The sequence below is a fragment of the Gynuella sp. genome, from assembly GCF_050297175.1.
Taxonomy (GTDB): Bacteria; Pseudomonadota; Gammaproteobacteria; order Pseudomonadales; family Natronospirillaceae; genus Gynuella.
Genome location: NZ_JBNKSF010000008.1, coordinates 1 through 14,048 on the forward strand (window position 1 = coordinate 1; position 14,048 = coordinate 14,048).

General features: G+C 48.5%; 11 protein-coding genes. 8 read left to right on the forward strand and 3 right to left on the reverse strand.

Going from position 1 to position 14,048, the window contains the following annotated elements; genetic code table 11:
* Positions 1–320: 320 nt before the first annotated feature.
* From ACQY6I_RS02965 to ACQY6I_RS02975, 3 genes are all read right to left on the reverse strand, one after another.
* Positions 321–2,096, reverse strand: a complete 1,776-nt coding sequence (locus ACQY6I_RS02965) for a S8 family peptidase (protein ID WP_428239982.1) — start codon at positions 2,094–2,096, stop codon at positions 321–323.
* 534 nt (positions 2,097–2,630) lie between these two features.
* Positions 2,631–4,301, reverse strand: a complete 1,671-nt coding sequence (locus tag ACQY6I_RS02970; protein ID WP_428239983.1) for an RICIN domain-containing protein — start codon at positions 4,299–4,301, stop codon at positions 2,631–2,633.
* A gap of 696 nt (positions 4,302–4,997) precedes the next feature.
* A complete protein-coding gene (locus ACQY6I_RS02975; protein ID WP_428239984.1) occupies positions 4,998–6,290 on the reverse strand; it encodes an endonuclease in 1,293 nt (430 codons plus the stop codon).
* A 308-nt stretch (positions 6,291–6,598) separates the two neighbouring features.
* On the opposite strand from ACQY6I_RS02975, the gene ACQY6I_RS02980 reads away from it, so the two are divergent.
* The 8 genes from ACQY6I_RS02980 to ACQY6I_RS03015 all read left to right on the forward strand — a co-directional run bounded on the left by ACQY6I_RS02980 (position 6,599) and on the right by ACQY6I_RS03015 (position 14,036).
* Positions 6,599–7,147, forward strand: a complete 549-nt coding sequence (locus ACQY6I_RS02980; RefSeq protein WP_428240081.1) for a DnaJ family domain-containing protein — start codon at positions 6,599–6,601, stop codon at positions 7,145–7,147.
* A 366-nt stretch (positions 7,148–7,513) separates the two neighbouring features.
* On the forward strand, positions 7,514–8,521 hold the full coding sequence (locus tag ACQY6I_RS02985) for a DctP family TRAP transporter solute-binding subunit (RefSeq protein WP_428239985.1): 1,008 nt from the start codon (positions 7,514–7,516) through the stop codon (positions 8,519–8,521).
* Positions 8,522–8,569: 48 nt separating this feature from the next.
* Positions 8,570–9,100, forward strand: coding sequence for a TRAP transporter small permease (locus tag ACQY6I_RS02990; protein ID WP_428239986.1), 531 nt, complete (start codon positions 8,570–8,572; stop codon positions 9,098–9,100).
* Positions 9,097–10,368: a TRAP transporter large permease gene (locus ACQY6I_RS02995; protein ID WP_428239987.1), complete on the forward strand. Its 1,272-nt coding sequence runs from the start codon at positions 9,097–9,099 to the stop codon at positions 10,366–10,368. The genes ACQY6I_RS02990 and ACQY6I_RS02995 overlap by 4 nt, the downstream gene beginning before the upstream one ends.
* A 3-nt stretch (positions 10,369–10,371) precedes the next feature.
* Complete coding sequence (locus ACQY6I_RS03000; RefSeq protein WP_428239988.1) at positions 10,372–11,214, forward strand: shikimate dehydrogenase family protein; 843 nt, start codon at positions 10,372–10,374, stop codon at positions 11,212–11,214.
* A 25-nt stretch (positions 11,215–11,239) separates the two neighbouring features.
* Complete coding sequence (locus ACQY6I_RS03005) at positions 11,240–11,893, forward strand: GntR family transcriptional regulator (RefSeq protein ID WP_428239989.1); 654 nt, start codon at positions 11,240–11,242, stop codon at positions 11,891–11,893.
* A gap of 25 nt (positions 11,894–11,918) precedes the next feature.
* Entirely contained in the window at positions 11,919–12,047 is a 129-nt protein-coding gene (locus ACQY6I_RS03010) for a hypothetical protein (RefSeq protein WP_428239990.1), read from the forward strand.
* Between the two features lie 894 nt (positions 12,048–12,941).
* Entirely contained in the window at positions 12,942–14,036 is a 1,095-nt protein-coding gene (locus ACQY6I_RS03015; protein WP_428239991.1) for a HAMP domain-containing protein, read from the forward strand.
* The last annotated feature ends 12 nt before the right edge of the window (positions 14,037–14,048 follow it).

Consider the following 14,048-nt stretch of genomic DNA (forward strand, 5'->3'; position numbering starts at 1 on the left):
ATGAAAAAGGTGAAACCAGCGAACCCGGCATTTTTGCCTGCGGTGATGTGACGACCGTACCGTACAAGCAAATCGTGATTGCGATGGGCGAAGGGGCAAAAGCATCACTGGCGGCATTTGAGTATTTGTTGAAGCATTAAACCGTAGCAGTTATCCATCAGGATTCCATGACAAGAGGCCCTTCGGGGCCTCTTTTTTGTTTGGATATTTTATCTGAAATGCGCTTGTCAGTACTCGCTTTCAGATGTTACGACTGCTTAAGTCCAGCGTCAGAGGGTTTCCTGACGGCCCCACTGACAGTATTCCTATATCTGGCTCAGTTATTGATACTGGGCGGTTAACCGTATGTTTCGGCTACGGCTGTAGCCATCCAGCATGATGTAATACACGCCTGACCGGGGTGAAGTGAAACGGCAGCTTTCCCAATTACCGTCCTCATAAGGGCGGCAGTCGAAGTTGTTATAGTCAGGTGTCGCTTCATAACGGACGTACAAATCAACATCCCCCGTGCCACCGTCGGTAAAAATATCCAGAGAGGATACGCCCCATGGCACCTCTACACGATAAAACACCTGCTCGCCACGATTAACAGATATCCCGGTTTTGCTAACTCCATTATTCAGCACATCGTCGTCGACATCCTCAGGAGGCGTCGGATTCTGCCCCAATATCGCTTGTAACGCCGCAGTGGGGTTCACGATACCGCTGCCACACTGTGAGCAATTTGCCGGGAACGGACGAGCCGTATTGACCAATATCGATTCCACTTCATCTGGAGTGATATTCGGTTTGACGGAATACAACAGTGCAGCAACACCAGACACGTGAGGTGTCGCCATGCTGGTACCCATGTAGTATTCATAATAGGCCTGTTCTTCGGCATGGCGTTGACCACCATTCAAAGTGGACAGAATCCCCAGTTGACTGTCACCACCCGGTGCCGCCAGGTCAACAACCGAACCGTAATTGGAGTAGTCGGCTCTGCCACCATTAACATTGGTTGCAGCAACCGTAATCACACCACTACAGTTAGCAGGTTCAATCGTTCTGGCGTCAATATTGGCGTTGCCAGCTGCAACCACAACAGTCGCCCCTAACGCTCTGGCCTGATTAATGGCCTGCTGCTGGGTCTGGCTACAACCGTTCGGCGATGAACCACCGAGACTCATGTTGATCACCTGTGCCGGATTCGAATTTTTGGGTGTACCGGGTACATTGCCGCCTGCGGCCCAAATCACGGCATCGGCAAAATCCGACATCCAGCCAAAATCACAGGTACCCAACACCCGCACTGGCAGAATACGGGCATTATAGGCCACACCCGTTACTCCCATACTATTATTGCCCAGGGCAGCGGCAATCCCACCAACATGCGTACCATGCCAGGAACTGTTGTGCCCACTGTCACCTTTGGAACAATACCCAGGCCGGGCCCAAGAGCCCGGATCCAAAGCATCACCGTCACGGCCATTACCATCTGCGGAGATATCCGTGTCACCAATCATGTCGTAACCTGGAAGAATCAGATTAGGCATCAGGTCGGGATGCGGCAAATAGCCGGTATCCAGTACGGCAATGACAACCCCCTCACCATTGGCCATATTCCAGGCCGAAGGCATGTTCATACCACCGGTCGTATCCTGCAGGTTCCATTGATATTGATAGCGGGTATCATTGGGCACCATACTGGCATGATAAAGAATATCCGGCTCAGCATATTCCACGGCCGGATCCTGCATCATTTTGGTCGCCAGTTGTTTCAGTTCACGCTGGTTTTTTAGTTCATCGGTCTGAATCAAACTCGCGCCGGTTTTCATCTGTCGCATCAAAGTCAGGTTTTCACCAACTTCCTGAGCGATCTGATTCACTTTTGCTTCAATTTCCTGCTTCTGTACAGCCAACGATTCAACAATGGCTGAACTGTTCAGCATGGTATTCTGCGGTGTTTTGTATTTGACGATAATGCGATTACTGAGAAAGGTCCCATCATCTTTAAACTGGACATCATCGGTCCCGGCTGCCTGGACTGATGTTACTGTCATGAATATGGCTGCAGCCATAAGACAATTCAGTCCACCATGAATTTTGCTAGACATTAAGTCATACTCCCATAATTGTTCTGTTCTATGAAGGATCATTTCCGCACGCAAACGCATGGTTGTAATAGCCAGCTCAATCGATGTATTTGGATGGCGGAACGGCATTATAGCGTCCAAAAAGCCTCTATTTTTCAACACTAAATCACACTCGCCGAAAAAAGTAATTTTTCCGTCAATTATTCAGGCTCAGATCAACTTATAACATCTGCCATACACCGGTGAAAACCCCTATCATACAAAAGTCCGTTCATTAAATGACTCATTGCCAGAAACATCGATTGGATCGATGTTGTCCGGTGATACAAAACAAAACAACTATCAACTCGGTCATCATTTATATCGAGTGCTTAGTGTGGTGTATAGATGCTTTAGCATTAACTATGGCAGACAAGCCCCGGTGATTGAAGGGAATGTGGCAGGTCAGGGAAGCGCTTGATGCATCGGGAACGGGCCTCTGCAAATAAATGCAGAAGCCCGGTTTTCAGACCTTATTCAATAGATACAGACCTAATGAATCAATTCATCAGAGTCTTAATAAGTGATATTGGACTGAGGCCCAAATGATTGTGATTTAACTGCTGAGTAGCTCTTTGGTGATACAGATTTCACTGCATTCAGCCACGAACCGTTCCGTTGGATGTTAGACATCGCTGATGAGTTGATCACAAAGTTACCTTGTGAATTGGTATCATAGTTTGACTGACAATTTCGTCCCAACACAGATCGGCAAGTATTGTTGGCAGAACCTATGGATGAGTCCAGCGGCGCAAACAAAGGCGTACCAGTACTACCGGAGTCAATCGGCCTGAAATTATTGCCTCTCTCGTAGTAGTTGCCTTCCATCAGTACGGTACCAGCATAGTCACCATCAAAACCGACGCCGTAGTTCTGATCAAAATAGTTGTTCACCATGTGCAGGATACCAGCACTGTTGGCACTGCTCTGCTTGCTGAACTTCGGTGAACGCCCTGAAGTCATGTGAAAGCGGTTACCGACCATGGTGATACTCTGATTTTCACCCAACAACAATGCGTTCCAGTAATGGCGACGATTACAGTAGTGGCCATAATCGGTTGTGCCATCCAAATAGTTTCCGGAAATAGTAACGTTCTGGGCAGTGCCCCAACCGGTTACAATAAACTGGCGACCAATACGCGCAATATAGTTGTGATCAATCCAGATCTTCGAGGCATTATCAATGGTAATGGCGTCACCACCCCAGATGATTCCGTCATTAATATCCGTAATAGAGAGATTGCGGATGATAATATTGGATACTCCGCTAACCATGCGCAAACCTTTGCCTTTAATACCGGAATATGCACCGACACCAATTATGGTTTTGTTAGATCCGACCGTCAGAGGTAATTTTCCTGCTTTATCGTAAGTGATGTTATACAGCGAGCGGCCGGAACAATAACTGCCAACATTGAGGATTTTTTCCTGTTTGCCGTTGTAGTTACAGGAGTTTTCTGAGTAGGTACAACCGAGTTCTGTGGTTTTACCCTCTGTATTGCGGAAATCAATGCTACCTGACACCCGAATAATTCTAGGAGTATTGCCGGACAAAGCTGACTTCAACTGACCAGGTGTGCTGACGGTCACGACCTCACCTCCAGCCCCTCCCGTTACACCAGAACCAAAACCGACCGGGCCGCCTGAGGAACCAGAACCGCCTGATGTTGCATTCGGAAACTTCCATTTCTGATTGTCAGCCCCATTCCAGGACCACTGAATAATATCAGTACCGTCAGTTTTACGGCCCCCATAAACATCCATGGCCAGATTGCTGTGCTTGGATATAACGGCATACTGGCCACCGCCCTGATCAGAAACATTCCATTTCTGAACATCAGCCCCGCTACAGGTCCACTGCTGCAGTACCGTTCCCTCACTGGAAGACCAGCCGGTTACATCCAGGCACAAACCACTACCCACATTTTTGATGGTAAAGTATTTGGCGGCGTCTTTGGACATCTGCCATTTTTGATAGTTGGAACCATTACAGGTCTGACTCTGCAGAGTCGCGCCAGCACTATTACTGGAATATTTTACCCCGAGACAAAGACCGGCATTGACACCGACAATTGGGGATACCACGCCATCATCCAATTCTGCCGCCTGGACAGTGGAGACAAGCGCAATGTTCAGTACAGACAGGCCAACGACCTGCCGGAGCATACCAGATATACACTTTTTCATAATTTCTCCCGAAAAACTCAATCTCTAAAAATGCTCACCTGCTGTCAGCGGGACAAGCAACCAAGTATTCAAGATCATAGGATTGAACTGTTTGACTCAGCCTACATTAATCAGTTTTGTTTATAACCGACCACACTCTATACAGCAGCTCCACACACACCTCACCCTATTCTAAAAACGAATGGCATCAACGAATTCATGATGCTGATTCCCAAACAGACACATAAACACCTGGCAGGACGAGATAGGTATTGGTTGCTAAAGGGGTTAAAGCGCGTAGCCAATGGTACGCAACACTCTTCTATCCAACGGAATAGTTATAATTAAAATTGTTAATATCGGAACAACCATCAAGCGCTTTCAAACCAACATCTCACTATAAACATAACAAAAACGAATCAGATTAAACAAAGTAAATTCCTAAAAAAGAGACCTGGATTCAAGTTTCAAATGTTGCTCTATGATAATTGCATCTGACGGGGGATAACGGACAAATAGGTGTTCCAAAAAAAGTGAATTTTTATTGTCGACAAATCAGTTTTTTTAAAACAAATATGAAGAATTTGAAATTTTTATAGCAAGAACGAGACCGAGTTCACATCTATCGGCCTCATACTTAAGAGGCATAAAAGTGACAAAAAAATAAACAAGCTAATTAAAATCGTGGCCCGGAGTCAGGCCACGCCATTCAAACTATCAGGAACAACTAGCGGACCAGATACTGATAATCCACTGGGGGTTGTCGATAAATGGATTACGGTTACCCTGCAGTTCATATATCCGATCATTGCGACGCCGCTCAAAGCGGTCTACCGGATCCTGTTGACTCCAGTCGTACAGCGTACAGAGCACACCAATATTCGGAGCACCGGAGGAGGTTCTGGTATTGTTGATAATGTTCAGATCCGGCATATTGCCATCGCTGCCGTCGTAACGGGTGTCCATATAGAAAATCATGCGTGCCACATCCCCTTTCACTTCATCGCGAGGTTCCCAGGAGTCACCATCGGTATAGGTATCCGCCGCCTCACCTTCCGCTCTGCCACCGTTATCAAAGCTCTTACTGCCGCGGGAGCTATTGACCGTAACATCAGCCGGACGCAAGTGATGCAGATCGGTATAACCATATTGGCTTCTGTTTGGAAAGCCGAGGGATTTTGCCCACACATGCTCCCGGTTCCAGCTGTCGTTATCGTCACCTGATGAGCCAACCCGATCATTTTTACTGGCGCTGCGGCCGGTGTATAACAGAATGACATTATTGCGGTTGTTGGGATCTTCATCGGTATAACGCAGGGCATTCCAAACCTCGCTGTATGACAGCCTGGTGGGACCGGCACTGATGATATCGTGCAATGCCATTTTCAACGCATTCCCTGACAGACCTTGGGCATCACGATAATAGGCCGCTTCATTCACAGGACTGCCGGTATCGGTGCCATTGTCATTATTCCCGGAACTATTGCTACCGTCATCGCAGCGCTGACTTAACGGACCGGTTCCAGGGGATTCGGATCTACTGACCGACCAGTCAGCGACCGAATCGGTATCATCATTACTATTTCGGTAAATGGAAACATTCCGGGCATTAATACTCCAGCCGGAGAGTTTGTTTTCCCATGCCACCAAATCGACTTGGCCTGAACCATTTTTCAGTTCCACCCAATCCCCGCTGTTACCCAGAGAGAGGCTCATACCACTGATATCCGGTGATGACCCATACAGTGATCTGAAACCACTGGCACTGCGGGCGACGGTAACATAAGCGCCAGCAGAAACAGTGCCGGACAACGAATAGGTGGAGCTATTATCAGACAGACTGTATCCATTCAGACTGACCGCGCTGCAGCCGGGGTTGTACAACTCAATCCATTCTTCAGTACTGTCCGATCCTGGTGGATCATATAACACTTCGGAAATCATCAGTTCGGCATGACTGAAAGACGCCAATAACATCAATGCCGGCAGTAAACGTAAGGTAGGTCTCATTGTTCGTTCCTGTTTTATTAGTCTTGTAGGGTATCTGGAGCGTATATCCAAAACGGTAAAACGGAATATCTCTCACCAGCCATGTTATTCGACCAGTTTTTCGATCCGATGACAGCGCATGCATTACTTGTATGCCACCTGCCCAGATTCTGACCACTCAGTCAAGAAATGGGCCAATTCTCTATTCAGAAGCATTATTGTTAAATAACAAACACCCCACTCCTCCAAACTGGTTAACCAGGTATCTTTTTGGGCGACATCAAAAGCGCGAAAATGACACAGAGGTGCTTCTGGCAGGTGCACACTTGGTGCATTATTGTCCTTATACTCTTGATCATGAATTTGCTGACAGTAAGGTGAGAGGCTTCACGACATCCGACCCCAGCAGAAGCAACAGGATTGACCACAACAATGGCACCCTAACCACATCGGTCATTGACTGTTTTTACTCGTCACACAGCGATACACTGATCACTCCAGTCATTGTGGAGGTAACGGTGCCGTACTTTTTCGATCATCTGGTCGAGCAGCAGATCCAGCAGGCAGTCGACAGTGGTATGTTGGACAACCTGCCCGGACAGGGAAAACCTCTGATTTTAGACGACAACAGCATGGTCCCAGAATCACTGCGTGCCGGTTATCACATATTAAAGAACGCCGGTTTCCTGCCTCTCGAACTTGAAGAACGACGGGAAGCCATCCAGCTGAGAGATCTACTGGCCACCACCAAACAGTATGACGATGACGCCAGACAGGCAGATCTGCACGGACGGCTTGTACAACTGGAGCTCAAATTACGCATCAGAGGGTTTGATACTGAATTTCTGCAAGCGCATTTGCACAAACACCTACCCTGACCATTCAGCCTCCCACTTCACCTGCCGGCATTCTCCCTGCTGTTATTTAATTAAAAGATAGCAGGCATAAGTCCTTACAACTCATGTGTTCTATGAAACCACTGAAAAATGGCCTGTTTTCGCGCAGGACGTTGTCAGCCCCCGTCTCACACCCTCATTTACACCCGTAAATTGCGGTGTTGCGAGTGGTGCTTCCTCGCCGGTATCAAAGCTATCTCCTATTTTTCAGAGGCCCCCTATAAAATTCTTTAAAATTATCGCCATTCTTGATTTCATAGATGATTCATTGATCTGTGGACTTCTTGTTGCTATGTTCAGCGGCGAAGGAATGCAGAACCCCACAATAACAATATGAGGAAATCAAGCATGTCGCATACCTCCCTTCGCGCAGCCCTGGCAGCTTCGGCCATTCTGACCTTTTCCACTCTGGCTCAGGCGCAAACCATCCGCTTTGCCCATGTTGATCCGGCCGAATGGACCCAATCCAAGAAAGGTGCCGCCTCTCAGGTATTCAAAAATCTGGTGGAAGCAGAAACCGACCTGAAGGTTGAACTCTTTCCAGCCGGCTCCATGGGAAGTGAAACCGAACTGGTTCAGGGTGCTCAGGATGGATTGATTACGATGACCATGGTGTCTGGCGCATTTTCAAAGGTTTGTAAGGCCGCTTCAGTGACCGATATTCCGTATATGTTTTCATCCGCCCCTGTTGCCTGGAAAGTGCTGGATGGCAGTTTTGGTCAAGAACTGGCCGCTCACTGTCTGAAGGAAACCGGTCTGCGCACCCTGGCCTATGGTGAAACCGGCTTTCGGAGTTTTACCAATTCGAAACACCCCATTGCTTCTCCGGCAGACATGAAGGGCCTGAAATTCAGAGTCCAGACCATTCCCCTGTATCTTGAAATGGTCAAAGGCCTGGGAGCCGAACCACAGGGTATTGCCTGGGCCGAGGTACCCACCGCACTGGCCACTGGTGTGGTCGATGGTCAGGAAAATCCTGTTTCGGTTATTTACGGCAACAAGTTCTGGGAATTCCAGAAATACATGACACTGGACCGCCATGTATACGGCGTGGATTTCATTCTCATCAATGACGAGTTTTTCTCTTCTCTGTCAGCGGATGATCAGGCAGCCATTCAACGAGCCGCGACAGTTGCCGGTACAGTAGGCCGTGCCATTCAGCAGTTTGGCTCTGCCGAAGGTGTCTCCAAACTGATTCATGAAGGGATGGAGGTCACCCAACCCACCGCTCAACAATTGAATGAGTTTAAACAGCTGGCACAGCCATCCGTTAAAACCTACCTGCGCAAGGCTTTGGGCAACGATGCCAAATGGATCGATAAACTGGATGCCGCCGTCGCAGAGGCATCCAAGTAACAATAGTCCGGCCGGTCAGGCTGACCGGCCATTTAATAAGTGGTCGTTATGAAAACATTGATTGCATCCGTGCGTATGCACCTGGGTACGGTGTATGCCATTGGTACTGCTTTATGCTTGGCTCTTTTGTTTGCCGTCATCCTGATCAACGCCGTCTGGCGCTACGCCGCTGGAGGTTCGTTGGTCTGGGGCGAGGAAGCAGCAATTTACCTGATGATTTACGGTGTCATGATCGGTTGTGCCAAAGCCTACCTTGAAGACCGCCATGTACGGTTCAGCATCGGTATTGATGCTTTGCCTGATCGCTTCAGACTGATTGGCCTGCTGCTGGTGGATCTGCTGGTAACGGTTATCGGTGCCGGACTCTCGTGGTCAGGGTATGCTTTTATGGTCAAACGCGGAAGCATCGACTCCCCCGGCATGGGTATGCCCATGGCGGTATTTCAGTCAGCGATGGTGCTCGGTGGAGTGTTACTGACGCTGTCGGCGGTGGTACAGCTGATCTACCGGCTGACACATGGGAATGACGTCCCACCCTCATCCACTGAGTCTCTGCCCGATCAGGGAGTGGCGTCATGATTTATGGATTGCTGCTAATTGCGCTGATTATTGGCGTTCCGATTGCTTTCGCCCTGGCCGGCACACTGATGATATTTATGCTAACCGGCGATTTCCCTTACCACATCCGCATTGTTGCCCAGGAAATGTTTTCCGGAATCAGGTCTTTTCCGTTATTGGCCATCCCCTTATTTATTCTGGCCGGAGAGCTGATGAACGCCGCCGGCATTACTTCCCGTATTATCGACCTGGCAAACGCTATCGTTGGTCGTCTCAAAGCCGGGCTGGCACATGTGAATATCTGGGCATCGGTGATTTTCGCCGGGTTGTCAGGATCGGCTATTGCTGACACGTCATCCCTCGGCCGGGTATTTATTCCAGAAATGGAAAGTCATGGCTATAAACGCGATTTTGCCACAGCTCTGACAGCCGCCTCTTCAGTGATCGGGCCCATTATTCCTCCCAGTATACCTGTCATTATTTATGCTCTGACTGTTACTGGCGTGTCAGTTCCTGGCCTGTTTCTGGCCGGTGTAGTGCCAGGCTTGTTGCTGGCCTTGGGCTTATCAGCCTATGTGTATCTGCTGGCGGGCAAAACTCACCTCCAGGAAGAACGTGATGCCCGGTTTTCCCGCAGAAAAGCGCTGATGCGTGGTTTTATTCCCGTATTTATGCCGGTTTTTGTGGTTGGCTCCATCCTGCTTGGAATTGTCACCCCCACAGAAGCAGCTGCCTTTGCGGTCGTGTACGCGCTGGTCGTCGGCCTGGTGCTGTATCGCAGTATCAAAATCAAACAGCTGCCTGGCATTTTTTCCCGTGCCATGACTGACAGCGCCATCATTCTGATTATTATCGCAGCGGTGTCTGCGGGTAACTGGCTGCTGACCTTTAACCGTATACCCAACCAGATTACGGATACTGTTCTGGCATATGTCACTAGCCCCTGGACCTTTTTAATTGCCTGTAACGTGCTACTGTTGATTGTCGGTCTGTTTCTCGAAGGGACCGCTGCAATGCTGGTACTGGTTCCGATACTGCACCCTATCGCTATCTCCCTGGGTATCGACCCAACGCACTTTGGGATTGTGGTGATTTTCAATTTGATGATCGGTCTGATCACCCCTCCACTGGGTCTTTGTCTATTTGTCTCAGACGCGATTTCCGGGGTGGGTATGGCCAGGCTGACCAAAGCACTGATTCCGATGTTAATGGTGGAACTACTGGTGCTGATGCTGATCACCTTCGTTCCCACTTTGACCACAATTCTTCCCAGACTGGCAGGATACTGATAGATGATTCAATTAGGACTCATTGGTAAAGGCATTCAACGCACACAGGTGCATCAGCTGCATCAGGCGCTGGGCGAGCTGTGTGGTATTACCGTGAACTACCAGCTGCTGGATGCTGACCAGGAACCACACCTGAGCCTGGAGCAGCGGGTACAACGGGCAATTTCAGAGGGCTATCGCGGAGTCAACGTCACTCATCCATTCAAAGCTGAGGTCAGCGCCATGGTAAAACAGCATGGTGCTGTGCCGGAGACCCTCGGCTCCTACAACACACTGATTTTCACTGACGGCAACATTCGTGGCGAAAACACCGACTATAGCGGTTTCAAAGCCGGCTTTCAGAGGACATTCGACACTCTGAAACCGGGTGCAGTGTTATTGCTGGGCAGTGGCGGTGTCGGCCGTTCCATCGCCTTTGCGCTGGGCGAATTATCGGCCCGCCAAATTTTTCTTTACGACACCCGTCCAGAGGCAGCACACGTCTTGGCCGGGGTTCTGCAGGCGGCCGGTTATCCATGTGTAACAGTGACCGAGGATACGCTGACGGAGGTGGCCGCTCAGGTCGATGGTATTGTCAATGCGACCCCTATCGGCATGTATCAGTACCCTGGCATCCCCCTGGCCAAGACTGCCATCCAAGCACCGCGATGGGGATTTGACGCTATTTACACCCCAATGAACACGGAATTCATGATCGCGATGGATGCATGCGGCGCACAGACTATGAGCGGCTATGAGTTGTTTCTGAACCAGGGAGTCGATGCATTTGAACACTTTACCGGTATCTCTCTGAATCGCGATGCTGCGATTCAGTTCTACCTGCAAAAACGATCCATGTCATGCTGATAGACGATCAATAAGGGTGAAAACCATGCTAACCGACATCCAAAATCATGACTTGAGTTTGTATGAACAGCTCAAAAATGAGGTGCTGTTCGGTACCTACGAACCAGGTCAAAAAATGAAGGTCGAAGAACTGAAAAAACAATTCGGCGTCGGTCCCAACGCCGTGCGTGAGGCTCTAGTCAAACTGGCGGCACAGGGGTTAATTATCGCGGAGGATCAGAAAGGTTTCAGAATTCCTCCCGGCGATATGGACGAGCTTCAGGATCTCAGCCGTATACGCGCACTGCTGGAAAATGAAGGGGTTGGCCACTCCATCGACCACGGTGATCTGGAGTGGGAGGGCAAAGTCGCCGCCGCAACTCACAAACTCAATCAGATTGAGCAGCTGATGCTCAACGATCAAACCATGGTCAAGCAATGGACTCGCTATGACCAGGAGTTCCACCTGGCGCTCATGAGTGCCTGCGGTTCCCGGCTGCTGCTGAAAATGTATGCCGATCTGTTTACCCGGTACCGCCAATATGTCTTCAGAGAACTGAAAACCTATGGCTTTCGCGGCCAACAGATCATTGATGAACATAGTGCTATCAGCCAGGCGGCTCTGGCGCGGGATAAAGCCCGTTGCCTGGACCTGCTGCTGCAACACAACCATGCTTATCTGAGCCGGTCTCAGGCCTGACCATCATCACAGGAAGTTTCAGGCGATGTATGCTTCCATTGCCACAGTCTGCCGCCGGAAAAACCAGACAATTGCCGACGCCGGACTCACCGATATTGAAATATTTGAACACGATCTGATGGCAGAGCGCAGTACTGACCTGTTGATGCTCTAAAGCTCGTTTCATCTGACAGCCCAGTCAGGCTTGAGTCGCATTTGTGATGATGTCACCGAACGGGTGCAATGAGATGACGATCAGGGACAAGGAGCCTCCAATGCATTCGTCCGGGTAAGTGCTTTATCAGGTTTACGACCAGAAAAACATCATGATCCGAACGGGTACGGTTGCAACGCACTCACAGTCTTCGCTTTTGAGCCCATCCATCAATGAGAACCATTTCACAAAAAAGCACAAACAGAATTATTTTTCATCCTAACCTTCTAACCTTGTGTACATATGTAATATCGGTATCTTGAAAACTTTTCTGATATTTCGGTCAATTTTGCAACCATCCTGCGGGACTTTTTTTCTTTCTACCCAAGCAGACAAACGATAGAATTTCTATAGTCAGATGGTCACAGTGACCAACTCCGACAAATATGGTCACCTCTCATCCTCGATATTAGAGAATGTCATAACTAAATAGAGCTTGATTATCATTTATGTTTTAAAAATACCTTCAAATAATTATTCTAGCGCTATAGTTAGTGTAACTGTCCTGCATTGTTGCTCAGTTACCTGTCCTTCCTACAGAAAAGACAGACCATACGTTGCCAATGTTTAATAACAACAGTAGGAAAACAGTGAATGAGTTAATGACAGAAATACCAGGATCAAGAGAAGTTCCGCAGCAGGGATGTGGCAGTTTTTTTACGGTTTGGCTGAATGATCAGAGAGTGTCTACAGTTATGACATATATTTAACAGTTCTGATCCTGAATTACATGCTGTGAGCGGAATGTCAGGCAAATATCAATAGAGCCTGGCCTGGTGACATAAGCAGTTACCAGAACAATGGGAAAATTGAACATTTTCAAAAACGTGGAAACAACAACCGATAGGCATAAGTATGCATAAGAAGATATTAATTGCGATGTTAATTGTGGTTGCCTTGCCATTAATTAGTTTATGGTACACCAACTACTACAGGCTGGAGCAGGAAGTAGAAGTTCAGGTAAACGGGGACCTGACTCAGACAGCTGACGGGCTATTGGCTAAGGTAAACGATTGGTATGAAATGAACAGCAGGATGCTGAAACAAAACGTCCTCTTAAAATCCATCCAGTCCAACGAAGAAGCCCAACAAGAGCCAGTGCTGAAAGCCATCACAAGTACTTATGAATGGACCTATCTGGCTTACGCTATCGGGCAGGACGGCTATAAAACCGCGCGCAGTGACGATGTCGCCATCCTCAATGCAGATGGCACCAAGGCACACTTTCGTGGTGACCGTGTTTATTTCAAACAAATCGCGGCCGGTAACAAGATGGGGCAACAGGTATTGATGAGTCGCACCCTTGGACAACCAGCATTTATTCTTTGTGAAGCAATCAAATACCCTCAAATTCCTTCTCCCAAGCCCGGCGCATTGTGTATCGGTATGACAGTTACAAAAATGTCAGAAACGATTACCAGAGCCAAGATTGGCGAGACCGGATACGCCATTCTGCTGGACGAATCTAACAAAGTGATTGCCCGTGGTGGTGCTTCAGGCGCATCTGCATCTGGCGGGCTTGAAGATATGAGTGATAGCCCAGCCCTCGTTCAGGCCGTTAGCGCCAGAGGCGACAAACCTTACATCTATACCAGCTCCAATGTGAAAAAAATTGCATATTCTGTAACGTCTACCAATGGCTGGCGCTTGATCGTTGAACAGGACTACGACGACGCCTTTGCTCCGGTTATCGAAGCGAAGCGTAACTCATTGATTCTTCTGATAGTTACGGTTGTACTAACGCTGATTGTGTCGTTCTTCATGGCCAAACGTCTGGCGAAACCGATACAAAGACTCACCGGCATTGCTGACGATATCAGTCGCGGTACTTTCCATAACAAAATTGACGAATCATCAAGATCTGATGAAATCGGTGATCTTGCCAAAGCAATTGAAAGAATGAGTATCAGTATCTCAATCGCCTTTAGAAAACTGAAAGCCAAAAAATAATCAGGGTTGTAC